The 21,672-nt window shown below is 64.8% G+C and carries 19 protein-coding genes; 11 read left to right on the top strand and 8 right to left on the bottom strand.

What is annotated here, in order from left to right; translation table 11 throughout:
- Positions 1–117 precede the first annotated feature (117 nt).
- Complete coding sequence (locus H6P80_RS07725) at positions 118–2,538, top strand: TonB-dependent receptor (protein WP_235973747.1); 2,421 nt, start codon at positions 118–120, stop codon at positions 2,536–2,538.
- 156 nt (positions 2,539–2,694) lie between these two features.
- On the opposite strand, the gene H6P80_RS07720 is transcribed toward H6P80_RS07725, so the two are convergent.
- Both H6P80_RS07720 and H6P80_RS07715 read right to left on the bottom strand, forming a co-directional pair.
- Entirely contained in the window at positions 2,695–3,792 is a 1,098-nt protein-coding gene (locus tag H6P80_RS07720) for an alanine/ornithine racemase family PLP-dependent enzyme (RefSeq protein ID WP_185800710.1), read from the bottom strand.
- A complete protein-coding gene (locus tag H6P80_RS07715; protein ID WP_185800709.1) occupies positions 3,789–4,988 on the bottom strand; it encodes a DUF1611 domain-containing protein in 1,200 nt (399 codons plus the stop codon). Before H6P80_RS07715 ends, H6P80_RS07720 begins: the two co-directional genes overlap by 4 nt.
- A gap of 435 nt (positions 4,989–5,423) precedes the next feature.
- Here H6P80_RS07715 and H6P80_RS07710 point away from each other — a divergent pair, with 435 nt between their 5' ends.
- A complete protein-coding gene (locus H6P80_RS07710; protein ID WP_185800708.1) occupies positions 5,424–5,969 on the top strand; it encodes a pseudouridine synthase in 546 nt (181 codons plus the stop codon).
- Positions 5,970–6,036: 67 nt separating this feature from the next.
- On the opposite strand, the gene H6P80_RS07705 is transcribed toward H6P80_RS07710, so the two are convergent.
- On the bottom strand, positions 6,037–6,462 hold the full coding sequence (locus H6P80_RS07705) for a response regulator (RefSeq protein ID WP_185800707.1): 426 nt from the start codon (positions 6,460–6,462) through the stop codon (positions 6,037–6,039).
- A gap of 327 nt (positions 6,463–6,789) precedes the next feature.
- Between H6P80_RS07705 and H6P80_RS07700 the strand changes: the two genes are divergently transcribed.
- Positions 6,790–6,990 carry a hypothetical protein gene (locus H6P80_RS07700; protein ID WP_221892899.1) on the top strand — a complete coding sequence of 67 codons (201 nt, stop codon included), beginning with the start codon at positions 6,790–6,792 and terminating at the stop codon, positions 6,988–6,990.
- A 27-nt stretch (positions 6,991–7,017) separates the two neighbouring features.
- On the opposite strand, the gene H6P80_RS07695 is transcribed toward H6P80_RS07700, so the two are convergent.
- On the bottom strand, positions 7,018–8,079 hold the full coding sequence (locus H6P80_RS07695; RefSeq protein ID WP_185800706.1) for a methyltransferase domain-containing protein: 1,062 nt from the start codon (positions 8,077–8,079) through the stop codon (positions 7,018–7,020).
- A gap of 142 nt (positions 8,080–8,221) precedes the next feature.
- Here H6P80_RS07695 and H6P80_RS07690 point away from each other — a divergent pair, with 142 nt between their 5' ends.
- The 4 genes from H6P80_RS07690 to H6P80_RS07675 all read left to right on the top strand — a co-directional run bounded on the left by H6P80_RS07690 (position 8,222) and on the right by H6P80_RS07675 (position 13,859).
- Positions 8,222–8,458, top strand: coding sequence for a hypothetical protein (locus tag H6P80_RS07690; RefSeq protein WP_185800705.1), 237 nt, complete (start codon positions 8,222–8,224; stop codon positions 8,456–8,458).
- A complete protein-coding gene (locus tag H6P80_RS07685) occupies positions 8,446–9,375 on the top strand; it encodes a fatty acid desaturase (RefSeq protein ID WP_185800704.1) in 930 nt (309 codons plus the stop codon). The genes H6P80_RS07690 and H6P80_RS07685 overlap by 13 nt, the downstream gene beginning before the upstream one ends.
- Before the next feature lie 58 nt (positions 9,376–9,433).
- Positions 9,434–11,578, top strand: a complete 2,145-nt coding sequence (locus H6P80_RS07680; protein WP_328804952.1) for a penicillin acylase family protein — start codon at positions 9,434–9,436, stop codon at positions 11,576–11,578.
- Positions 11,579–11,660: 82 nt separating this feature from the next.
- Complete coding sequence (locus H6P80_RS07675; RefSeq protein ID WP_185800703.1) at positions 11,661–13,859, top strand: methyltransferase domain-containing protein; 2,199 nt, start codon at positions 11,661–11,663, stop codon at positions 13,857–13,859.
- Between the two features lie 12 nt (positions 13,860–13,871).
- On the opposite strand, the gene H6P80_RS07670 is transcribed toward H6P80_RS07675, so the two are convergent.
- The gene (locus tag H6P80_RS07670) at positions 13,872–14,546 is read right to left on the bottom strand and encodes a CmcI family methyltransferase (protein WP_185800702.1); all 675 of its coding nucleotides are present in this window, start codon (positions 14,544–14,546) and stop codon (positions 13,872–13,874) included.
- Between the two features lie 58 nt (positions 14,547–14,604).
- Positions 14,605–15,078, bottom strand: a complete 474-nt coding sequence (locus tag H6P80_RS07665; RefSeq protein WP_185800701.1) for a YaiI/YqxD family protein — start codon at positions 15,076–15,078, stop codon at positions 14,605–14,607.
- A gap of 129 nt (positions 15,079–15,207) precedes the next feature.
- Here H6P80_RS07665 and H6P80_RS07660 point away from each other — a divergent pair, with 129 nt between their 5' ends.
- Complete coding sequence (locus tag H6P80_RS07660; protein ID WP_185800700.1) at positions 15,208–15,627, top strand: nuclear transport factor 2 family protein; 420 nt, start codon at positions 15,208–15,210, stop codon at positions 15,625–15,627.
- On the top strand, positions 15,627–16,232 hold the full coding sequence (locus H6P80_RS07655) for a TetR/AcrR family transcriptional regulator (protein WP_185800699.1): 606 nt from the start codon (positions 15,627–15,629) through the stop codon (positions 16,230–16,232). The genes H6P80_RS07660 and H6P80_RS07655 overlap by 1 nt, the downstream gene beginning before the upstream one ends.
- Here the strand turns inward: H6P80_RS07655 and H6P80_RS16690 are convergent.
- Positions 16,229–18,214: an alpha/beta hydrolase family protein gene (locus H6P80_RS16690; RefSeq protein ID WP_185800698.1), complete on the bottom strand. Its 1,986-nt coding sequence runs from the start codon at positions 18,212–18,214 to the stop codon at positions 16,229–16,231. The two genes, H6P80_RS07655 and H6P80_RS16690, sit on opposite strands and share 4 nt — an antisense overlap.
- Before the next feature lie 183 nt (positions 18,215–18,397).
- Here H6P80_RS16690 and H6P80_RS07645 point away from each other — a divergent pair, with 183 nt between their 5' ends.
- Entirely contained in the window at positions 18,398–20,056 is a 1,659-nt protein-coding gene (locus tag H6P80_RS07645) for a M28 family metallopeptidase (protein WP_221892898.1), read from the top strand.
- Between the two features lie 22 nt (positions 20,057–20,078).
- Entirely contained in the window at positions 20,079–21,011 is a 933-nt protein-coding gene (locus tag H6P80_RS07640) for a class I SAM-dependent methyltransferase (RefSeq protein WP_185800697.1), read from the top strand.
- On the opposite strand, the gene H6P80_RS07635 is transcribed toward H6P80_RS07640, so the two are convergent.
- Positions 21,008–21,658, bottom strand: a complete 651-nt coding sequence (locus tag H6P80_RS07635) for a uracil-DNA glycosylase (protein WP_185800696.1) — start codon at positions 21,656–21,658, stop codon at positions 21,008–21,010. The two genes, H6P80_RS07640 and H6P80_RS07635, sit on opposite strands and share 4 nt — an antisense overlap.
- Positions 21,659–21,672 lie beyond the last annotated feature (14 nt).

Here is a 21,672-nt window from a genome sequence, read left to right as displayed (position 1 = left end):
GGAAAGTCGTTATTGTTATGCACATGAACTGTTATTGACCGTAACTATTATTTGTGCAATTTCCTAGAGCCAAGCAGAAAGCGGGAAAAGACCGCTTCGATGAAGGGGAGGTTCACGATGTTTCATTCCGCACGGGTCGAGCGCGCCGCACTGATGGCCAAGGGCAGCGCACTGGCGCTGGTCGCCGCATGCGCGATGGGGGTTCCGGCCACCGCCGCCGCCGCGCAGGATACGGATGCCGAGGCCGCACAGGGCGGCAACGTCATCATCGTCACCGCGCGCCGCCGCGAGGAAGGGATGCAGGACACCCCGATCGCGATCTCGGCGTTCACCGCCGAAACGCTGGAAGACCGGCAAATCCTCCAGACCTCGGACCTCGAACGCATCACCCCCAGCCTCCAGTTCAAGACGGCCGGCCAGCTTTCGGGGAACAGCGCGGCCACCGTCGTATTTATCCGCGGCATCGGCCAGCTCGATCCCACGGCCGCGGTGGACCCGGGCGTCGGCATCTATATCGACGAGGTCTATGTCGGCCGCGCTGTGGGCGGTGCGATCGATTTCGGCGACATCGCCAGCGTCGAGGTGCTGCGCGGGCCGCAGGGCACGCTGTTCGGCCGCAACACGATCGGCGGCGCGATCCTCGTGCGCTCGCGCGTCCCCGAGATGAACGAGTTCAGCGGCCGCGCCCGCTTCCGCATCGGCGACGACGATCTTTACGAGGGCTTCGCGGCGGTCAACCTGCCGATCGGCGACACACTCGCCGCGCGCATCTCGGGCGGTTTCCGCGAACGCGACGGCTATGTCCGCCGCGTCTTCGACGGCCTCGATCTCGGCAACGACAGCAGTTACACGGTCAACGGCGCGCTGCGCTGGGAACCGTCGCCCGATTTCGACCTGACGATTCGCGGCGACTACATGAACCGCGACGAGAACGGCGCGCCCTTCGTCTTCGCCGGCATCAACGAACAGGCGCCGGTGCCCGCCATCGTCAGCGTCGCCGCCGGCTGCCCCGGCGCGACCATCCCGTTCGCGCCGCTCGTACCCGGCGATCCGCGCTTCGGCGCGCCCAATGTGCCGCAAATCGCCGATCCGCGCTGCGCCAACGATTTCTACGACATGGGGCCGTACACGAATGGCGGTACCGCGCCGGTCCGCAGCACGTCCGAGGTCTGGGGTTTCTCGGTCACCGGCGAGGCGCGGATCACCGACGAGTTCACCTTCAAGTCGATCACCGCCTACCGCTCGACCAATTCGCGCGGCATCCGCGATGCCGACAACACGCCGTTCGTGATCCTGACCACCGATGTCGGCTCGAATTCGGACCAGTGGAGCCAGGAAATCCAGTTCCAGTTCGACTTCGACCAGTTCAACGCGATTCTCGGCGGCTATTATTTCAACGAGACGACGTTCGAGCGGGCAAGCGTGCCGCTCTCCTTCCCACCCTCGCCGCCCGTCATCGGCTCGATACTCGGGGGCGGGCCGGGCTCGCGCGACCTGCAATATTCGAACCTCGAAACCGATTCGCTCGCGGTCTTCGGAGAGGTTTCCTACGAGATCGTCGACGGGCTCGAGCTGACCGGCGGCCTGCGCTACACCCAGGACGACAAGAGCTATCAGGGCACCGTACTCAACCTCTTCCCGTCGACCTTGCCGGACCCCGATCCGCTACCGGCAAACGCTATTCCCGACGGCGGGCCGCTGTTCATCTATCCGACGCCCAACGCCGAAAGCTTCTCGGCGCTGACCGGATCGGCGAGCATCCAGTATCGCTGGAACGAGTCGATCAGCACCTATGCCTCCTTCTCGCGCAGCTTCAAATCGGGCGGCTTTAACACGCGCTACAACGCGCCGCCGCCGGGCTTCGTGCCGGTGTCGTTCAACGAGGAAACGGTCAACAGCTACGAGATCGGCGCCAAGCTCGATATCGGCGATCTCAGGCTCAACCTCGCCGCCTTTCAGGCCGATTACGACGATATCCAGCTGATCTTCCGCCAGGGCGTCGTGCCGCTGCTCTTCAACGCGGGCCAGGCGCGCTATCGCGGGCTCGAGGGCGAGTTCAGCTATCGCCCGGCCTGGGGCGGGTTGACGATCGACGGCGGTTTCAGTCTGCTCGACGCCGACATCCGGAGCGTCACGCCGGTGCCCGCACCGCCCGGCACCACGATATCGGCGACGATCGCGCCGGGCGACACCCTGCCCTTCACGCCCGAATTCCAGGGCAATATCGGGATCGCCTACGAATTCCAGCTCAACCAGAGCCTCACCTTCACCCCCCGCTTCGACGGCAGCTACACGTCGGACCTGACCTTCATCACGGGCAGCGTGCCCATCATCGAGCAGGACGGCTATTTCGTGGGCAACGCCTCGGCCACCCTCGCCGACGAGGATAGTGGCTGGGAGATCAGGGCGGGCGTGATCAACCTTTTCGACGAACGTTACCTGATCCAGGGCAACGCCTCGCTGGGCACGCTCGGCTATGCCGAACGCATCTTCGCGCGGCCCCGCAACTGGTATGTGCAGGTCGGCGTCGAATTCTAGGCGACGAGCCTGGCCGGCGCCCCGATTGCGGGCGCCGGTCTCTTTTCCCCGATACTCCGGGCCGCTTCTTTTCGCGCCAGGCTTACGGCAGTACCGAATAAAGAATGGGCGGCTCCGCGGGGCCGCCCTTTTCATGTCCGGGATGGATGGCGGTGCTCACGCCGCGGCAAGGGCGCCTTGCTGCGATCGTGCCTTCATCATCGTCTTGGCGACGAAGGGCGAAGTCATGGCGCGCAGCAGGGTGGTATAGTTGACCCCGAAGCGGAGCTCGGCGCCGGCAGAGAGAGGCTCGCCGCCGGTATCGAGCACCAGATGGTCGCTGCTCGACCCGAGGATCGTCATGCCGGACGGAGGTATGAGCCCGGCGGGATCGCTGTCCTGCCGCCCGAGTGCGAGAATCGCCTGCATGATCTTGCCGCTATCGGCCGTCTGGACCGTTTCGCCGAACGCATTTTGCGCGATCGTGCCCCAGGGCCGGCTGGGCTTGATGCCGGATTCGATAACCTCGGCGACCAGGGCGAAGGCGTCGGTATGAAGGCCGTCTATCGCCCGGCGTTCGAGCGCTTCGCGGCCGAGCAGGATGGCCTCGCCCAGCCTCAGATCGTTGATCCGGCCGATATCCGTGTCACCCAGCGCCCAGTTGATATTCGCGGAATTGCCGCCGGACACGATGTCGAGCGCGACCCCGAACGCCGCCTCCATGGATACCGCGATCGCGGAAAGCGCGGCCATGTTCCCCGCATCGGGCGAGGTTCCGCTGAGACAGGCGAGATTGGCGCCGATTCCGCGGAGCGCGATATTCGGCAGGTTCAAAACCTCCCGGAAAATCCTTTCGAGATCGCCCGGCATGATGCCTTCGCGCAAATCGCCCAGTTCGACCATCAGCACGACCCCATGGATCCGGCCTGCCGCCTGGGCGGCGGACGAGAGCTGGCGAACGACGTCGAGATCGGTGTTGAAGCTGATATCGGCGTGGCGCACGATACGGTCGACCTGGCTGGGCATCGGCGTGCGAATCAGGCTGAGGACCGGCCGGGGCCCGATGCCGCCCCGCAACCTTTCGATATTCTCGATCCGCGAATCGCCGAGGCCGGACACGCCCGCCTCGAGAAGCGCCTTCGCGATTTCGGGAGAGCCGAGCCCAGCCTTGGTGACGCCGGTCACCGCAATGCCGCGGGCGGCGAGCCGCCCCACCAGAATGCGCGCATTGGCCGAGATCTTGTCGAGGTCGATCTCCAGCCGCGGCCCGGTCATGCCGGGTCGGCGATCCGCTTTCGCTCGATCTGGGGGAAGGCCGCGAGCGTCATGGCGACAAGCTCGTCGGGGGAGCGGGTCAGCGCGTCGGTCACCGGGATGCCGAGTTCCCCATGATAGCGCGCGATCGCCGCATCGGTTTCGCCGGCGGTCATATTTTCGTGATTGATCGTCAGCCCGATGACCCGGGTCGCGGCGAAGGTTTCGATCAGAGCGATCTCGTCGGCGGGGTCCGGCATCGCCATCGCCTCGAAATCGCAGCGATGTGTGCGGGCCGGCGCGTGCTGGAGAATGACGGCATCGGGAACGCTGCCGCGAAGGATGAAGGACGAGGTGGAAAAGGCCGGGTGGCTGAGCGAGCCCTGGCCTTCGACGATGATGATATCGGGATCCTCCGCCTCGCAGGCTTCCAGGATCGTCGCTTCCAGCTCGCCGGCACAGAATTGCGAGGGAACCGCGTCGAGCGCCAGGCCGTAGCGCGCGCCCTGGATCAGCCCGGTCTGGCCGGTGCCGATCATCACGGCCTTGATGCCCCGATCGTTGAGCGCGCGGGCGAGAATGGTGGCGGTGGTGCGCTTGCCGATCGCGCAATCGGTGCCCAGCACGGCGAGGCGCGGACAGGCGAGATCGTTGATGCGCCCGCTGAACAGCCGCAAATGCTTTTTGTCGCGCGGCTTGCGGATATCGAGGATCGTCACGTCGCTCGCGCGGCTCGCCGCGATGAATTCCGGATCGTCGCTCAGAAATTCGTGCAGGCCGTTGACGATATTCATGCCGAAGGCCATCGCCTCGAGCACGATATCCCGCTCGTCGGGCGAAAGCATCCCGGTGATCGGCGCGACGCCGAAGATGAAATAATCGGGGATCGCGCCCGCGATGGTCATGGCATCCGTGAGGTCCCGGCAGATCGGGATGCCGTTGGCCCTGCCGTCGAGCACGGTGCCGGTGTCCTGCCCCACCTGCTTGCTGTCGATGACGGAGAGGATCTCGTATTTTTCCGAATGGCGCACGAGGCCATTGGCCGTCTTCCCGTCGATCCCGCCGAAATTGGCTTCGCAATAGACGATCGCCGTGGCGGCCGCGTGCGTTTCCGGATCGGCCGGCCGCGGTGCTTCCCGTTCGACGAGATCGTGGAAGACCGGCGGCGGTTTCAAATCGAACAGCGGCCGGGAACTGGCGGAGGACGACGGAGGCATGGCGGTTCCTTCAATGAATCCCGAATGCGATGAAAGCAGACCCCTTCGGCCTCTTTTCGAAGCCAGCCGGGCCGCGCAGGCCGACGCCGGAATATCCGCCGTTGCGATTCCCATACGGTCCACTTTTCCCGCCGCGTCGGACCGCTGGACGGGATTCTTTATTTGAAAACGATCGGAGAAAAGCGCCTTATATCGCGCCTAAAATCAAACCAGATATGCAGTTTTATTTTTACTGCACTTAGATAGGAATATATAGTTCGAAATATATAAAAATTCAATTGCCAATTTTCTTTTATTTTATTTATTAGATTAATTAATTTGCCATTCGGAAATTGAAATTTATTTCGAAAATCGGGCCATATAGGCGGCAAGGCGCTCAGGCCGCTTCCGATTTTCTTCCTTCCGCAAAGGGCGAAAACCGGGCTATGAGATGCCATGTCCAGGCTGCTCCTGTTCAACAAACCCTATGGCGTGCTGTCGCAGTTCACCGATCGGGGGAGCGGGACGGCGCGAAGGACCCTGTCCGATTTCATCGACATGCCGGGCGTCTATCCGGCCGGGCGGCTGGACCGGGACAGCGAGGGCCTGCTGCTGCTCACCGATGACGGCCGGCTGCAGGCGCGGATCGCCGATCCCAAGTTCAAGATGCCCAAAACCTATCTCGCGCAGGTCGAAGGCGAGGCGCAGGAGGCCGATCTCGATCGGCTGCGGCGCGGCGTCACACTGAAAGACGGCCCGACCCGCCCGGCCGAAGCCGAGCGCATCGACCCGCCCGCCCTCTGGCCGCGCGATCCCCCCGTGCGTTTTCGCAAGACCGTGCCCGATTGCTGGATCCGGCTGACGATCCGCGAAGGCCGCAACCGGCAGGTGCGCCGGATGACGGCGGCAGTCGGCCTGCCGACCTTGCGGCTGGTGCGCTGGAGCGTGGGCGACTGGACGGTCGGCGATGTGCCGACCGGCGAATGGCGCCTTGCGGCGTAACGGGATTGCGGGCGCGGCGCCTTAGCGCTGCAAACAGCCGGCCCCTCACTGGAAGCCGGTCAGGCGGTCACCGACGGCCGGGACCATGGGCTGCCAAGCCGTGATGGGCGCCGGATCCCGAAGGAACATATTTCGACAGCAGATTATCGACGACGAACGCCAGATAGTCGGGATCGAACGGCTTTTTCAGATATTCGTTGGCGCCGGAATACATGGCGATATCGACGTCCTGGGCGCCGCGCCTGCCGGTGAGCATAAGCACGGGAATATCGCACAGCGCGGGATCGACCCGCATCCGCGAAAGCACTTCGATGCCGGTCATTTCCGGCATGTTGCAATCGAGTATAACGAGATCGGGGCGCTTGAGCCTGATCGCCTTGAGGGCGCTTTCACCGTCCGTAACGACTCCGACGACATGGCCGTCCTTTTGAAGCACGTCGCGAACGATATCGACGATGAGATCATCGTCCTCCGCATAGATAATGTGCGCCATGGCAGCGCAACCTTTCTTCCCCCCCACAAAGTGGGTCAATCACGGGCCTTATCGAGCCGTGATAGTGCAACTGCCGATCTGGATAGCGCGGGCTGCCTTAAGGGGCCGTAAATCACACGAACTTCGTATTGGACGCCCGGCGGGGCGCACATTCCCGAAAATCCGGGGATTCGGGCGTATCGCCCCGCTGCCGGCTAGTCGGTGCTACCGTCGCAAAACCGTATAAATTTGAATATAATCTGCTTCCTTGTATGATTCGCGCTCGGCGAAGGATGGTTACCGCGTCGTTCGCCCGCTCGACGTTACGGATATCAAGGGAGCCGACAGATGATCTCCTTGCTCAAAGCGCCCTTTCCCGGTGCCCTGCTGACCTGGATCGTTTCGATGTTCATCGGGTCGGGCGGGTCGCGCGGCGGCTTTCTGGTCGTGCACCAGGTCACCGTGCTGGATGTCAGCTTCTACTGGTCCTGGCCGCTCTTCTTTTTCGGCACGGCCCTGTCCTTCGCGCTGTTCACGATGATGAAATAGCGGCCGGCCCGGCGATCCGGGCCAAGCCTAGCCCGTAACCTCCAGCACCATATTGGTCGGCGTTTCCGATGCGCGCTTCACATGGGTGAAGCCCGCTTCGTTCAGCACTTCGGTGAGCCGCTTCTGCCCGGCCTGCGCGCCAAGGCCGAGGCCAACTTCCTGCGCCAGCGAAGCCGGGGTGCAGACGGTGGTCGAGAAGGCATAATAGATCTGCCCCAGCGGATGCATATTCTCCGCCATGCTGTCGCCGGCCATCGGCTCTACGAGCATGAACGTGCCGTCACCCTTCAGCGCCTGGCGGATATGCGCGGCCGCGCCCACCGGATCGCCCATATCGTGGAGCGCATCGAAGATGCAGGCAAAGTCGAAATCCTCGCCGGGAAAATCCTGGGCCCGGGCGACATGGAATTCGACATTGGTGACGCCCGCCGCCTGCGCCTTGGCCTTGGCTTCGGCGATCGAGGGTTCGTGGAAATCGAAGCCGATGATCGTGGATGCAGGATAGGCCTCCGCCATCAGGATCGTCGAGGAGCCGTGCCCGCAGCCGATATCGGCGACCTTGGCGCCGGCCTTGAGCTTCTTTTCGACGCCATCGAGGGACGGAATCCACTGGCTCACCAGATTGGCGGCATAGCCGGGGCGGAAGAAACGATCGGTGCCGCAGAAACAGCAGTCGGATTGGTCGCTCCATGGCCGGCCTTCGCCCGATTTGAACGTCTGCACCGCCTTTTCGTGCGATTCATATTGCGAGACGACGGCCTGGATGAAGCCCTGCATACAGGCGGGCTGGCCCTCGCGGGTGAAGATCAGCGCCTGTTCGGGGGTGAGCGAGAAGGTTTCGCCCGCCGGATCGTAGGTCACGTAACCGGCCGCCGCGTTCGAACCGAGCCATTGGTGGAGGTATTTGGGGTTGAGCCCGGTCTTCTCCGCAAGCTGCTCCACGGTCTGCGGCCCGGCCTCGTCCATCGCCGCATACACCCCCGCCTGATCGCCGATATAGGCCATATAGAGGCTGAGCGCGGAGGCGACGTCGCCCACCAGCTTGCCCGCCAGTTCTTCCAGTTTCGCTTCGTTCACCGCTTCGCCCATCTCATATCCCTCCCTCGTGAAATCGGATGCGGCCGAACATACCATGGAAACGCGGTTAACGCGCGCCCTCCCTGCCCGGGCGGCTTCCGCTTCATCGCGGGATCGGCTATTAGGGATTTGTTAACCGCGAGGAAGACTGGCCGTGGAAGCAGCACAGGAACAGGACAGGGCAATCGTCAGGATCATCCGCACCGGATTCCGGTTCGGGCCGATCCTGTTCGGCCTGCTGTTCATCCCGCCGGTGACCGCGCAGATCATCGCGGCGCTGAATATCGCCCCGCCTTTCGGCCTGACCCCGCTCGCTGCGGGTTTCGTGGTCGGCGGCGTCTGGGGCGGTTTCGCGCAGATTTCGGGGAGCTGGGTGACATGGAGAGCGTAACCACATCCGCCCCCGACACCGCCACCGATCAGGTTATCGAGCGCGACGAGGCGCGCGCCGGCTCGGCGCCGGAAAACAAGGAACTGATCCGCGCCGAACAGGCGGTCGCGGGCAAATATATCGGCGGCGTCGCCTGGACGCCGGTGATCTGGGGTCTCGGCAATCTCGCCGTCTGGCTGTCGCTCTGGCCGCTGGTGTTTCTCGATATCCTGCCGCTCTGGGCCGCCTTCCCGATTGCGACGGTGAATGTCGCGGCCTCCTATCTGCCCGCGCATGAAGCGATGCACGACATCATCGCCCGGCGCGGATCGCGGCTGCACTGGCTCAACGAGCTGGTCGGGCATCTCTCGATGATCCCGCTGATCCTGCCCTATCGCGTGGCCCGGCTCACCCATCTCGAACATCACCGCCATACCAACAAGCCGGGGCTGGACCCCGATTACGAGATGCATGGCAGCGGCCCGGTCAATGCGCTGTGGCGGCATTTTCGCAACCGCCAGCCGGGATCGACCATCGGCCTGCGCGGCTATCCCGAAGTGCTGAAGCGGCTCGGCCGGCCCGAGGTCGTGCTGGACGGGATCGCCTATCAGCTGGTCTTTTACGGCATCCTCTGCGCGCTCGCCTGGAACGGCTTCGGAATCGAGGCGGTGCTGCTATGGTGGCTGCCGCGCCATATCGGATCGAGCTATGTGCTCTTCTTCCTGAGCTGGGCGCCGCACCACACCAATTTCGGTACCGGCCGCTACGGCAATACCCGCGCCTGGAAGAGCAGGCTCGGCAATATCGGATCGATGGGGATGCAATTCCACATCGTCCATCACCTCTATCCGAACATTCCGATCACCAGGACGCCCGCCGCCTATCGCGAGATGAAGCCGCTGCTCGAAGCGCGCGGCTGCGACCTCGGCACGCTCTAGCCCCGCTTGATCTTCCCCTGCGGCGCGCCGATGGTGCGGGGCAAGGAGAGGGCGAGAGGTGATCAGGAAACTCGCGAAGATTCTCGGCGTGATCGTCGCCGCGCTGCTGCTGGTCGCGGGCGGCAATGCCCTGCTCAACAGCCGCTGGCTGGCGACCTGGCAGACCGTGGAAGCGCCGAGCGCAACCTATGACGTCGTCATCCGCCGCGACGAATGGGGCGTGCCGCATGTGCTGGGCGAAACCGATGCCGACGCCGCTTTCGGTCTCGCCTATGCCCATGCCGAGGACGATTTCGAAACCCTGCAGGAAGTGATCGCCAGCGCGCGCGGGCGGCTCGGCGAGCTGACCGGCGCGGAAGGCGCGGCGCAGGACTATGCCTGGCACCTGTTCGACGCGCGCAGCGATGTCGATGCCGGCTATGAGAGCGCGCTTTCGCCCGATACCCGCGCGCTGATCGAGGCCTATGCCGATGGGCTCAACCTCTACGCCTCCGAGCATCCCGAAGAGCTGCGCCTACGCGGGCTGTTCCCGGTGACGGGGCGGGACATTGCCACCGGCTTCGCCTTCACCTCGCCCTTCTTCTACGGGATCGACCGCACTCTGGGCGCGCTCGCAAACAGCGAGGATCCGCCGCGCAACGGCGAACCGGAAACCGAGCGCGGATCGAACGCCTTTGCGGTTTCTCCCGCGCGCGATCCCGACGGCGTGACGAAACTGATCGTCAATTCGCACCAGCCCTTCGAAGGGCCGGTCGCCTGGTACGAGGCGCATGTGACGAGCGCCGAAGGGCTCGACATGATCGGCGGGCTCTTTCCCATTTCGCCGCTGCCGCTGCTCGGCCATAACCGCCATCTCGGCTGGGCGAACACGGTGAACCGCCCCGATCTCGTCGACGTCTACCGGCTGGAGCTCGACGAGGATGGCGACCGCTATCGCTATGACGGCGAATGGCTGCCGCTGGAAAGCCGCCGCATCTGGCTGCATGTCCGCACCGGCCCGCTCGTTCTCCCGGTCCCCCGCACCGTCTATCGCTCGGTCCACGGCCCGGTGATGATCAACGACAATGGCGCCTTCGCGATCCGCTATGCCGGGATCGGCGAGATCCGTCAGGTCGAGCAATATTACCGCCTCACCCGCGCGGAAAATTTCGAAGAATGGCAGGCGGTGATGCGGATGCAGGCGATCCCCGCCACCAACTTCGTCTATGCTGATGGCGAAGGACATATCGCCCATCTCTACAATGCGCGCTTCCCCGACCGCGCCGAAGGCTATGACTGGCGCGGCGTGCTGCCCGGCGACACCAGCGCCGCCGTCTGGACGGCCAACGCGCCCTTCGAGGGCATTCCCTTCCTGATCGATCCGCCTTCGGGCTATATCTTCAACGCCAACAACACCCCCTGCATCGCCACCGCCCCGGCCGACAATCTCGATTGCGAGAGCTTCTCGCCGCTGCTCGGCATCGAAACCAACACCACCAACCGCATGTACCGCGCCGACGAACTCTTGGCGGCCATCGAGGGCCCGATCGGCTGGCCCGAGCTGCGCCGCGTCAAATATGATCGCGGCTATTCGCGGCAATCGGCGGCCGGGCCCTATTTCCGGCGGATCGCGGCGCTGAATTTCCCGGAAGGCGCGCTTTCCGACGCCCAGCAATTGCTCGCGGGCTGGGACTGGTCGCTGGACGGCGAAGGCGATGCCGATGCGCTGGCCGCCGCGATCCTGCGCTCGGTGATGCTCGCGGCCTATCGCGGCGATCCCCTGCCCGAGCCGCGCGGCGTATTCACCAACGCCGTCGCCTTTCTGCAGGACAATTACGGCCGGATCGATCCGTCGCTCGGCGAAGTGCTGCGCCTGCGCCGCGGCGATGCCGACCTGCCGCTGACCGGCGGGCCGGACGCGCTGCGCGCGATCTACTGGCCCGCGCCCGAGGGCGACGCCCTGGTCGCCACCGCGGGCGACAGCTATATCATGGAGATCAGCTGGGACGGCGAGGGACAGGTGAGTTCGCGCAGCATCCACCAGTTCGGCGCGGCCTCGACCCGGCCGAATTCCCGCCATTATGCCGATCAGGCGCCGCTCTTCGCCGCGATGCGCATGAAGCCGACATGGTTCACCGCCGACGAGCTCGAAGCCCATATCGTCTGCCGCTATCGGCCGGGCGGTGAGCGGCAAGCGGCCAATGGAGGCAGCTGCGAACGCTAGGGCGCTTCACCGATAATCTTTTGGTCTCTATAGCTTACGGCCCCAATGGGCGGCCCTGCCCTCTTCTCGTCAGGCAAGCATCATGCATCCGAGCTCCTTCGACAATATGCGGAAATGCTACCGCCGATATATTGCCGGCAGCGCGCTCGAAACCCGTCCGGCGCTGAAGGTGCTCGATATCGGCGGTGCGGACGTCAATGGCAGCTATGCCGAGATATTCAGCGGTCCCAATATCGAATATCTGGGCGCCGATATCGCAGCGGGCGAAGGCGTGTCCGTCCATCTGACCGATCCCGATACATTGCCGTTGGAAAGCGGCTCGATCGACATCGTCATTTCGGGGCAGATGCTCGAACATTGCGAATTCTTCTGGCGCATATTCCGCGAGATGGTGCGCGTCCTCAAAGAGGATGGGTATATCTTCCTGATCGCGCCGTCCGCCGGGCCGATCCATGATTATCCGGTGGATTGCTACCGCTTCTACCCCGATGCCTATCGCGCCCTGGCCAAATATGCCGATTGCCACCTGGTCGATGTCTGGCTGGACGAAAAGGGCCCGTGGAACGACCTTGTCGGCGTCTTCAACAAGAGCGGCGAGCCGCCGAACAAGGTTGCCTCTATCGACGCCGGTGCCGCGCTGGCGGTGAACGAGGCGGAGTTCGAGGCAACGGTTCATGACAGCGTCAAAGGCGATGTCCCCACGCATCGGCTGCTGGAAACATTGCACGCGGCGCTCCAGCCCCGATCCTATCTGGAAATCGGCGTCCGCCACGGCCACAGCCTCGCGCTTGCGGCCTGTGAAGCGGTCGGCGTCGACCCGGCTCCTGACATCCAGTGCGAATTGCCGCCACAGGCCCGCATCGTCCGGCAAAGCAGCGACGATTTTTTCGAAGCGGCGGTCGACCCGATCCTCAAGCGGCGGCCGGAGCTGATCTTTATCGACGGCATGCACCGCGTCGAAAACGCGCTGCGCGATTTCATGCATGCCGAGCGGATCAGCGGTCCGAACACAGTCATCGCGATCGACGATATTTTCCCGAACGAACCCGAACAGGCGACCCGCGAGCGTTCCACGCGCGTGTGGTGCGGCGATGTCTGGAAGCTCATCGGCATATTGCAGAAGCACCGGCCCGATCTTCGACTGATACTCCTCGATACGGCGCCGACCGGCCTGTTGCTGATCGCCGGGCTGGATCGCCGCAGCCGCATATTGTGGCAAAATTACAACCCGATCGTCCGTCAGGCCGTGGATTCCGGCGATCCGCCCGATCGCGCCATCTTGAACCGTGACAATGCGCTCGACCCCGCAGGCCCGGACTTTGAGGATATTCTCCAATCGCTGACACGGCCCGCGGGGAAGCAGCCCGCCCCGCCCGCGAAGGAACCGAAGCTCTCCGTGGTGGTGATCGCCCATGAAATGGCGCGCGAATTGCCGCGAACGCTCCGCTCCCTGTCCCCCGCCATGCAAATTGCGCTGGACGCCGAGGATTATGAAATCATCGTCGTCGACAATGGCTCGAAGCAGAAGCCGTTCGACCGCGAGGCCTGCGCGGCGATTGCGCCCAATATCCGGTTCCTGAGCGAAGAAAGCGGCTCGGTTTCTCCCGTCGGCGCGATCAACACCGGAATCGCCGCGGCGCGCGGCGCGCTGGTCGGGGTGATGATCGACGGCGCCCGCATGGCCTCTCCCGGCCTGCTGAACCATGCGATCCAAGCAGCACAGATCGGCAGGCAGGCCGTTATCGGATCCTTTGCCTTTCATCTCGGCGACGAAATACAGAGCAAGTCCGTCCAAACCGGCTACGATCAAAGGGCCGAGGATGCGCTCTTGGCATCGATCGAGTGGGAAAAGGACGGCTACCGCCTGTTCGACATTTCGGTTTTCGCGTCGTCATCGAAACAAGGCTGGTTCGCCCTGCCCGCCGAAACCAACGCCCTGTTCATGCACAAATCGAGATGGCGGGAACTCGGCGGCTATGATCCGCGGTTCGAGCAGCCGGGCGGCGGGCTCGCCAATCTGGATATGTGGCACCGGGCCTGCATGGCTGCCGGCAGCGAGGTCATCATGCTGCTCGGCGAGGGAACCTTCCACCAGTTCCATGGCGGCGTTGCGACCAACTCGGCCGTTTCCAAATTTAGCACCTACAATGCGGAATATGCCGCGATACGGGGCCATGACTATCAGCTGCCCCCCGTCACGCCCAAGTTCTATGGCAGCCTCCGCCCCAACCAGCTGGACGGCCTTGCCCAGGCGGCGCGCGCCCCGAACGAGAAGCGGTAAGGCCCGGCCCGGCTAGCGCACTTCCAGCCAGGCATTGGGGCAATAGGTCACATTGTGCCCGTAAAAATCGCAGCGGGCTTCGTCGATCGCATATTTCTCGCCGGTTTCCGCCAGGAATGTCGCGACCGCCCGGTTGGGCCCGTCTTCGAAGGCGCGATACCGATCGCCGGGAAGGTCCGCGACGATACCGTCTTCGACCACCACATAATCCCCGGCGATCACCCGGGAATCGAAATATCTGAGTACGGCGAGCACGCTCTCGAAACTATGGGCGCTGTCTTCGACGATCAGCCAGGGATGCGGGGCGGAGCGGAAAATATCGGCGGGAAAGCTCCCCTGCGGATCCAGCGCATCGCCCTTCAGGCAATGCACGCCCGGCGCGATCGGATCGGCGGGCGGATCGAGATCGAAGCTGTAGATCGCGCATTCGATCTGCAGCGCTGCGCACTGGTCATGGAACCACAGGGCGCTTCCGCCCTCCGATGTCCCGATCTCGATGATCGTCTTGGGCCGCAACCGCTCGAGCAGTTGCAGATACAGCATGACGTCGAACGGGTTCTTGCAGAAGCGCCGCCCCTTATAGCGCGACCGGAGAACCCCGTCCTGAATCCGGGCGAGCGTTTCGGCCGGCAAATCCACGGCAAAATTGCGGTCCCTGACCGAAACGGCCTGCCTTGCCCCGTCCATATGCGCTTCCCCTTGATGAGCGAGTATCGGCACGATCCGGCCGCGATGCGTTTATGCGCTAATTTCGCTTCAGCCGCACCAGCGCTTCGTCGAGCGCAGAGAGGAAGCGCGAACGATCGGCCTTGGTGAAGGGCGGCGGGCCGCCGATCGCATCGCCGCCCGCCCGCAGATCCGCCATGATCGCCCGCGTCGCCACCGCCGCGCCGATGGAATTGGCGGTGAACGGCTTGCCGTTCGGCGCGAGCACGCTCGCCCCCGCCTTGATGCAGCGATCGGCAAGCAGGATATCGGCCGTCACCACCACCGCTTTCGGATCCGCGCGCTCGGCGATCCAGTCGTCCGCGGCATCGAAGGCGTCGCTCACCACCTCGCGCGCGATCAGCGGGTGATCGGGCACCCGCAAATGGCTGTTGCTGACGATGACGACCGGCACCTCGTGCCGATAGGCGACCTTGTAGATCTCCTCCTTCACCGGACAGGCATCGGCATCGACAAGGATGCGGGGCGCGCTCTCTTGTTGGGCTTCGGTCATGCGACCGTCATGGCCAAGCGGCCTGCCGATGCCAAGCCCGCCCGTATCGCGACTAATTTATTGACATGAGATTTTTGTCTCATTAATTCGCGGCCATTGAAACGGCATTTCGAGAAAGGATGATTCGCCATGCTGAGCCCCGCCGATATGGACCGGACGATGGATGAGCATTTCCGTTTTGAAGCCCTCGACGATATCGACGGCGTCGTTTCCACGCTGACCGAGGATGTCGAGCATGACGTGGTCGGCTTTCCCGGAGGGCCGACGCATGGACGGGACGGCGCGCGCAAATTCTACGAAGCGACCTTTCCCGATCTTGCCGACGGCAGGGTCGAAACGGTGTGCCGGCTCTATGGCGAGAATTTCCTCGTCGACGAATCGCTGTGGAGCGGACGCGCGCCGGGAACGCCCTTCGGCGTCGTCGGCCGGGATCGCCCCCTCGCCTTCCGCCTGCTCCACATCGTCGAATTCGCCGGTGACGGGCGGATCAGCCGGGAAAATGTCTGGCTCGATCTCGCCGCCATCCAGCAACAGCTGCCCGCGATCTGATGGCCGATAGCGACGGCGGCGGACGCGCGCGGCAGCGGCTGAGGACGCGCAAGGACCTGCTGCGCGCCGCCACGCGGCTGATGCAACAGGGAACCGTGCCGAGCCTTGAGGAAGCCGCCGAAGAGGCGATGGTTTCGCGCGCCACCGCCTATCGCTATTTCTCGTCGGCCGAAGACCTGCAGCGCGAAGCGGCGCTGGAGATCGCGCTGCCCGATGCCGCGACCATCTTCGCCGATCCACCCGCCGATCCCGCCAAGCGCGTCGACCTGGTCGATGCGGCGTTCGACCATATGACCGCCGCCAACGAGGTGCAGTTGCGCATCATGCTCGCCCGCGCGCTCGAACGCCGGGCTACGGGCGAAGCCGACAAGCCGGTCCGGCAGAACCGCCGCCAGCCGCTGATCGAGGAAGCGCTCGCGCCGATCGCCGACGAGATCGGCCCGGCGGCGCTCGACCGGCTCGCCAAGGCGCTCTCCTATATCATCGCGACCGAGGGCTTTATCGTCGGCCGCGACGTTCTCCGCATCGACGACACCGAAGCCCGAGCGATCCGCCGCTGGGCGATCCGGGCACTGATCGACGCCGCCCGCAAGGACGGCGCCTAGAGCCCCAGCGCTTCGCGCAGGAACGCGTCGCTCCGTTCCAGCATCTGCGCGCGCACGGCGGAATCGCGCAGGCCGTGATCGAGATTCTCGAACACGACCAGCTCGCTGCTCCGGCCCGCATCGCGCAGCCGGCCGTTCATCCGCCGTGACTGGCCGATGGCGACGTCGATGTCCTGATCGCCGTGGAACAGCAGCACCGGCGCGGTCACCCGTTCGGCATGGCGGGCGGGAGACCCCGCGACGAGATGCGGCCCCGACCCCAGATATTCGGCAACGTTGCGGCCATTGGCATAGGCCCGCGCATCCTCGCGCAGCGCGGGAAGGTCGGTTACGGGGGCGATGGCGACGATAGCGCGGAACAGGCCCGGCTCGATCACCGCCGATTGCAGCACCGCATAGCCGCCATAGGACCATCCGACGCCGGCGATCTGGTCGGCATTGGCGATACCCTCGGACACCAGCCAGCGCGCGCCGTCATTGACGTCGCCGATCGCCGTTTCCCAGCTCTGGAAGCCGTTGGTGGCGAGCCAGTCCGCGCCATAGCCCGCCGAGCCGCGGAAATTGGGCTGGAGCACGGCATAGCCCTGATGTGCGTAAAATTGGGCAAGCCAGTCGAAACCCCATGTGTCTCGCGCCTCGGGCCCGCCATGCGGCATGACGATGGCCGGAAGCCCGCGCCCGTCGCTACCCGGAGGCAGGGTCAGATAGCCGGGGATCATCGTCCCGTCGGCCGCCGGATAGCGGACCGGACGGACCCGGGAGAGGGCAACCCCCTCAAGCTCGGGCCGGGCCAGCAGGATCTCGTTGAGCGCTCCCGATGTCCGGTCGAACACATAATAGCGGCCCGGATTGGTGTCGCTCGACGCGCGCACGAGCAACCGCTGCTCGTCGTCGCTGGCATCGACGAAACCGACGACCGGATTGCCGGGCAGCGCGTCGCGCAGCGCGGTGGAGAGCGCCCGCAGCTGCGGATCGAAATATTCGATTCGGGAATAATCGTCGGAATAGCCGACGCCGATAACCCTGCGCTGCCGCCCGAGCCGCACGAGCCGGCTGACATCGACCGTATCGTGCGAGAAGACAAGCTCCCGCGTCATCGATCCGTCGAGACTGATCCGGTAGAGCGCATCGCGCCCGTCCAGTTCCTCGAGCCCGTAAACGGCGTTGAGATCGTGATCGACCGCGAGCGGGTAGAAGCCCTCGTCTTCCAGAGAATTATAGGTGCCGAATTCGCGCCACTCATTGTCGTCGGCCAGGCGGTAATAATAATGGCGATCGGTATCGAGCATGTTGGTCGCGCCGCGGATCGATACCGTGCCCTTCATGCGCACATTGCCGCGCCCGTCGGACAGGAAGCGGGAGGATTGCCAGGCCGGCGCCTCGATGCGGCGCGTCCGCCCGCTGCGCGTGTCGATACGGACGACCCCCAGCCCCTCGTCGCGGTCCACGACCCGCGTATCGCCCCGATAGGCCTCCGGCACATAGACGCGGCTCATCATCACCGTCTCGTCTTCGCCGGGCAGCCAGTCGATGATCTCGCCGTCGAACTGGCGGTTGTTGCGAAATCCATTGTCGCGCTGGCCGAGCGTACGGGGCTCGCCCGCATCGTCGTCGACCGCGAACAGCCGGCTCACCGGATAGATGTTGTGGGCGTCTTCGACGAGCGCATAGATTTCGCACACCAGCCGTTCCTCGTTGACGAAGCGGCACCAGTCCATCTCCATCGGATCGCCGTCGGTGGTGGTGACGATGCTCGATGGCCCGCCGCCGACATCGGCGACATAGACGCGCGTTTCCTCGCCCGGCCCCGGACCCAGATACACCACCCGCTCGCCGCTCGGCGACAAGGCGATCGACTGGATATTCGCCCGATGGCCGAAGGCTTCGGCTGGATTTTCAAGATCGCGCGCCTGCGCGCTCGCGGCGCAGACTATCGCCGCGCAGGCGAACAATATGGATTTCCGTGCGATATTCTTGCTCACGATTATGGCGCCCCCTTTGCTCAGGAATTTGTACAGCCCGGCCCGGCGATGCGAAAGCCCCCTGTCCCATCGCGCCGAAACGGACCGCCACCGGCTTTGCCATTGCGAACCGGGCCGAAAAGCGCTTAGTTAAGAAGGACAAGCCCGCCAGGCGGGCTTCCGCCTCCAGAAAGGGGATTTGCCTTGAAATACCGGATCGCAACGCCGCTCGCCCTTTTCTCGCTCACCCTCGCCGCATCGGCGCTGGCGCAGGATAGCGCCCCCGAAATTTCGCTCGATACGCTGCGCACCGTCACCGAGACCCTCTCCTCGGACGCCTATGAAGGCCGCGCGCCGACGACGCCGGGCGAGGAACTGACCGTATCCCTGATCGCCGAGCGCTTCGAACAGGCGGGGCTGCAGCCGGGCAATGACGGCGGCTGGTATCAGGATGTGCCGCTGGTCGAGATTACCGCCGATCCCGATACCGCCGCCTTCGGCTATACCGCGGGCGATGCGACAACCGCGCTGTCCTATGGCGACGAAGCGGTGTTCTGGACCAAGCGCATCGTGCCGAGCGTCGATGTCGAAAATGCCGAACTGGTGTTCGTCGGCTATGGCATCAACGCGCCCGAGCGCGGCTGGAACGATTATGAAGGCATCGACATGACGGGGCGGATCGCCGTGATCCTCGTCAACGATCCCGATTTCGCCGAAGGCGGCGACGAGGGCCTCTTCGACGGCCGGGCGATGACCTATTATGGCCGCTGGACCTACAAATACGAGGAGGCCGCGCGGCAGGGCGCCGCCGGTGCGATCATCGTCCATGATACCGCGCCGGCCGCCTATGGCTGGAGCGTCGTCGAAAGCAGCTGGACCGGGCCGCAGCTCGATATGGACGCCGCCGACAATCATATGGACCGGGTGCCGATCGAGGGCTGGGTCACCAACGATGTCGCGCACGGGATGCTGGCCGCCGCCGGGCAGGATCTCGATGTGCTCAGCGATGCCGCGCGCCAGCCCGGCTTTACCGCCGTACCGCTCGGCATCACCGCCAGCGCGCATCTCGACAACGCCATCCGCCGCCAGGCCTCGCGCAACGTGATCGGCGTGCTGCCGGGCTCCGCCCGTCCCGACGAATATGTCATCTACACCGCGCATTGGGACCATCTGGGCCGCTGCACGCCCGACGAGACCGGCGACGATATCTGCAACGGCGCGCTCGACAATGCGACCGGCACCGCCGGGCTGATCGCGCTCGCCGAAGCCCATGCCGCTGCCGGCCCCGCCGAACGCTCGCTGATCTTCCTCGCCGTGACGGCCGAGGAATCGGGCTTGCTGGGTTCCGCCTATTATGCGGCCAACCCGGTCTTCCCGGCCGCGCAGACGGTCGGCGGCGTCAATATGGACGGGCTCAACATCATCGGGCCTTCGCGCAACGTGGTGGTCGTCGGCTATGGCAAGTCGGAACTCGAAGCCTATCTCGATCGCGCCGCCGCGAGCCAGGGACGCAGGGTCGAACCCGAACCCTCGCCCGAACGCGGCTCCTTCTTCCGCTCGGACCATTTCTCGCTCGCCCGGGTCGGCGTGCCGATGCTCTATGCCGATAGCGGCGAGGATCTCGTCGAAGGCGGGGCCGAAGCGGGCCGCGCCGCCGTCGAAGACTATATCGCCGCCCATTATCACGCACCCTCGGACGAATATGATCCCGATTGGGACTGGTCGGGCGCCGTGCTCGATCTGGGGCTATACTATGCCATCGGCCGCGAACTCGCCGATTCCGAGGATTGGCCGAACTGGAACCCGGACGCCGAGTTCCGCGCAGCCCGCGATGCCTCGCGCGCCGAAGCCGGCGACGAATAGACCAAAACCAGGAGAGACTGTCATGACCCGCACCATTGCCTTGCTGCTCGCAGCGAGCGCCGCCCTGTCGGCCCCCGCGCTCGCCCAACAGACCTCCGCCCAGCCGGAAAGCGGAGAGCAGCCCTCGATCCTCGATCGCCTGCTCGACCGGGTTCTCGGTCCCGCGCAGCAGGCGGAGGAAACCGCGGCGGAGAGCGAAGGTTCGAGCCTGATCGAAATCATATTGGCCGAGGATTACCGCGCCGAGGACCGGGCGCGCGATCGCTATCGCCATCCCGAGGAAACGCTCGCCTTCTTCCGCGTCGAACCGACGATGACGGTCGCCGAGATCGGCCCCGGCGGCGGCTGGTACAGCCGCATACTCGCCCCGCTCACCGCCTATCAGGGCCGCTACCTGGTCGTGAATTCGGGCACCGGCGGCCGCGGCCTCGACGCCGAGCAGATCGCCCGGGCCAACGCGGCAACCGCCGGCTTCCCGGCCCGGGTCGAGGAATGGACGGGCGTGACGGCCGATCGCGTCACCGCGTTCAACAGCGACGAGATACCCGAAGGGCTGGCCGGCACCGTCGACCGGATCCTCGTCTTCCGCGCGATGCACGGCCTGCTCAACAACGGCATCGCCGACACCGAGATCCGCCAATGGCGCGAATTGCTGGCCGAGGGCGGCATGATCGGCGTCGTCCAGCACCGGGCGCCCGAAAGCGAGGTGTGGGAACGCGCCAACGGTTCGCGCGGCTATCTGAAACAGTCGGACGTGATCGCGCTGTTCGACGCCCATGGCTTCGAGCTGGTCGGATCGTCCGAAATCAACGCCAATCCCGGCGATCCTGCCAATTGGGAACGCGGCGTATGGACGCTGCCGCCGACCTTGGCGGGCGGCGAGGAAAACCGCTCCCAATATCTGGCGATCGGCGAGAGCGACCGGATGACGCTTCTCTTCCGCAAGGCCGACTAGCCGCGCATCTCGCGCGCGCGTGCGAACACGGTATCGAACATCGCCGGCGTCAACCGCCCGGTATTCGTGTTGAGCCGCGAGCAATGATAGCTGTCGAGCAGCAGCGGTCCGTCCGGGATCGCGTGCTCGGCGGCATGGCCGAATTTGTGGTGAGCCAGCGTCTCGCCATAGGCGCGCAGTACCGATCCGTGCGCGATGGTGCCGAGCGCGACGATCACCTTGAGGTTGAATAGCCCGTCCAGCTCTGGCCGCAGGAAGCGGCCGCAGGCGGCGATCTCTTGCGTCGTCGGCCGGTTCTGCGGCGGCACGCAGCGCACCGCGTTGAGGATGATCGCGCCCTCCAGCCGCATATCGTCATCGGCCGCGCCGCTATAGCTGCCGCGTGCCAGCCCGGCCCGGCCCAGCGTCTCGTACAGCAGCCCGCCCGCGGAATCGCCGGTGAAGGGCCGGCCCGTCCGGTTCGCCCCCTTCAGCCCCGGCGCCAGCCCGACAATGGCAAGCCAGGCACCGGCATCGCCGAAGCTCGGAACCGGCGCGTTGAACCAGTCCGGCTGCTCCTCACGCAGGTCATGGCGATAGGCGGCAAGACGCGGGCACAGCCTGCAATCGGACGATGGCCGGGCGATTTCGGCGCTGGTATCGGGCATCGCGCTGCGATAGT

This window comes from Parasphingopyxis marina (assembly GCF_014237875.1).
Taxonomy (GTDB): domain Bacteria; phylum Pseudomonadota; class Alphaproteobacteria; order Sphingomonadales; family Sphingomonadaceae; genus Parasphingopyxis; species Parasphingopyxis marina.
The sequence above is the reverse complement of the archived record's forward strand: the minus strand, read 5'-3'. Positions and strand labels throughout refer to the sequence as shown.

Coding starts and splice junctions, on each gene's coding strand:
- H6P80_RS07725 (WP_235973747.1), top strand. CDS start 118: ATGTTTCATTCCGCACGGGTCGAGCGCGCCGCACTGATGGCCAAGGGC.
- H6P80_RS07720 (WP_185800710.1), bottom strand. CDS start 3,792: ATGACCGGGCCGCGGCTGGAGATCGACCTCGACAAGATCTCGGCCAAT.
- H6P80_RS07715 (WP_185800709.1), bottom strand. CDS start 4,988: ATGCCTCCGTCGTCCTCCGCCAGTTCCCGGCCGCTGTTCGATTTGAAA.
- H6P80_RS07710 (WP_185800708.1), top strand. CDS start 5,424: ATGTCCAGGCTGCTCCTGTTCAACAAACCCTATGGCGTGCTGTCGCAG.
- H6P80_RS07705 (WP_185800707.1), bottom strand. CDS start 6,462: ATGGCGCACATTATCTATGCGGAGGACGATGATCTCATCGTCGATATC.
- H6P80_RS07700 (WP_221892899.1), top strand. CDS start 6,790: ATGATCTCCTTGCTCAAAGCGCCCTTTCCCGGTGCCCTGCTGACCTGG.
- H6P80_RS07695 (WP_185800706.1), bottom strand. CDS start 8,079: ATGGGCGAAGCGGTGAACGAAGCGAAACTGGAAGAACTGGCGGGCAAG.
- H6P80_RS07685 (WP_185800704.1), top strand. CDS start 8,446: ATGGAGAGCGTAACCACATCCGCCCCCGACACCGCCACCGATCAGGTT.
- H6P80_RS07675 (WP_185800703.1), top strand. CDS start 11,661: ATGCATCCGAGCTCCTTCGACAATATGCGGAAATGCTACCGCCGATAT.
- H6P80_RS07670 (WP_185800702.1), bottom strand. CDS start 14,546: ATGGACGGGGCAAGGCAGGCCGTTTCGGTCAGGGACCGCAATTTTGCC.
- H6P80_RS07665 (WP_185800701.1), bottom strand. CDS start 15,078: ATGACCGAAGCCCAACAAGAGAGCGCGCCCCGCATCCTTGTCGATGCC.
- H6P80_RS07660 (WP_185800700.1), top strand. CDS start 15,208: ATGCTGAGCCCCGCCGATATGGACCGGACGATGGATGAGCATTTCCGT.
- H6P80_RS07655 (WP_185800699.1), top strand. CDS start 15,627: ATGGCCGATAGCGACGGCGGCGGACGCGCGCGGCAGCGGCTGAGGACG.
- H6P80_RS07640 (WP_185800697.1), top strand. CDS start 20,079: ATGACCCGCACCATTGCCTTGCTGCTCGCAGCGAGCGCCGCCCTGTCG.
- H6P80_RS07635 (WP_185800696.1), bottom strand. CDS start 21,658: ATGCCCGATACCAGCGCCGAAATCGCCCGGCCATCGTCCGATTGCAGG.